This is a genomic window from Pilimelia anulata (assembly GCF_014647895.1).
Classification (GTDB): domain Bacteria; phylum Actinomycetota; class Actinomycetes; order Mycobacteriales; family Micromonosporaceae; genus Pilimelia; species Pilimelia anulata.
Map to the genome: position 1 here is coordinate 1 of NZ_BMQB01000030.1, position 1,453 is coordinate 1,453.

The following is a 1,453-nucleotide window of genomic DNA, read 5'->3' on the forward strand; positions in this document are numbered from 1 at the left end:
CCTTCGAACAACTCGTCCAACACCTCCAACCCACCCGCACCACCAACCGCCACCCCCTCTTCCACATCGCCATCGCGCACGCCGACCGGGCGCCCGCGATGACGCCGCTGCCCGGGCTGGACTGCACGCCGGTGCCGACGCCGCTGCAGGTGGCGAAGTTCGACCTGGAGTTCACGGTGTCCGACGAGGACACCGACGGCCCGCTGATCATCGACATCGGCTACGCCACCGACCTGTTCGAGCACGCCACCGTCGAGCTGCTCGGGCAGCGCCTGGCCGCCGTACTCGAACAGGTCGCGGTCCGGCCGGACACCCCGATCGGGCGGATCGACATCATGACCGCCGACGAGCGGCGCCGGCTGCTCGGCGCCGCCGCGCCCGCCGGGCCGGGCGCCCCCGCCACCGTCGTCGGCGCGCTGGACGAGCAGGTCGCCCGCCACCCCGACCGGATCGCGGTCACCGACGGCACGACCGAGCTGACGTACCGGGAGCTGCGGGAGCGGGCCGAGGCGCTGGCCGGGACGCTGCGCGCGGCCGGGGTGCGCACCGAGACGCCGGTGCCGATGCTGCTGCGCCGCTCGGTCGACCTGGTCGTCGCGATCGTCGCCGTGCTGCGGGCGGGCGGGGCGTACCTGCCGATCCACGCCGCGTACCCGGCGAACCGGATGCGCGCCGTGCTCGCCGCGGCCGACGCGCCGGTGCTGCTGGTCGACGACGCGTACCGGGGGCACGAGGTGGTCGCCGAGCGGGCCGCCGCCGGCACGCTCGTCCTGGACTGCGCGCCCGACCCCGCGGCCCCGCCGCCGCCCGCGCCGGCGATCCACCCGGACCAGCTCTGCTACATCATGTACACGTCGGGCTCGACCGGCGAGCCCAAGGGCATCCAGATCACCCACCAGGGCGTCGTCGACCTGGTCCGCGACCCGTCCTGGGCGATGCACGCCGACGACCGGGTGCTGCTGCACTCCCCGCACGCGTTCGACGCGTCCACCTGGGAGATCTGGGGGCCGCTGCTGGCCGGCGGCCGGGTCGTCGTCGCCCCGCCGGACGAACTGGACGCCGCCGCGCTGCACCGGCTCATCCGCACCCACGGGGTCACCCGGCTGAGCCTCACCGCCGGGCTGTTCCGGGTCGTCGCCGACGAGCTGGTGGAGGCGTTCGGGGAGCTGGCCGAGGTCACCACCGGCGGGGACGTGATCGCCGCCGCGGCGGTCGAGCACACGCTGCGGCACTGCCCCGACATCACCGTGCGCACGACGTACGGGCCGACCGAGATGACGCTGTGCGTGACGCAGTACCCGTGGCGGTCCGGGGAGAAGGTCGGCGCGACGGTGCCGCTGGGCCGGCCGCTGGAGGACACCCGGCTGTACGTCCTGGACGACCACCTGCAGCCCGTGCCGCCCGGTGTCATCGGAGAGCTATACCTCACCGGCGCCGGACTCGCCCGCGGCTA

At 74.9% G+C, this 1,453-nt stretch carries 1 protein-coding gene; it reads left to right on the forward strand.

All coding sequences use genetic code 11. The features are described 5' to 3' along the window. The coding region (locus tag IEY94_RS23150) for an AMP-binding protein (protein WP_189172369.1) at positions 1-1,453 on the forward strand (1,453 nt) is incomplete at both ends.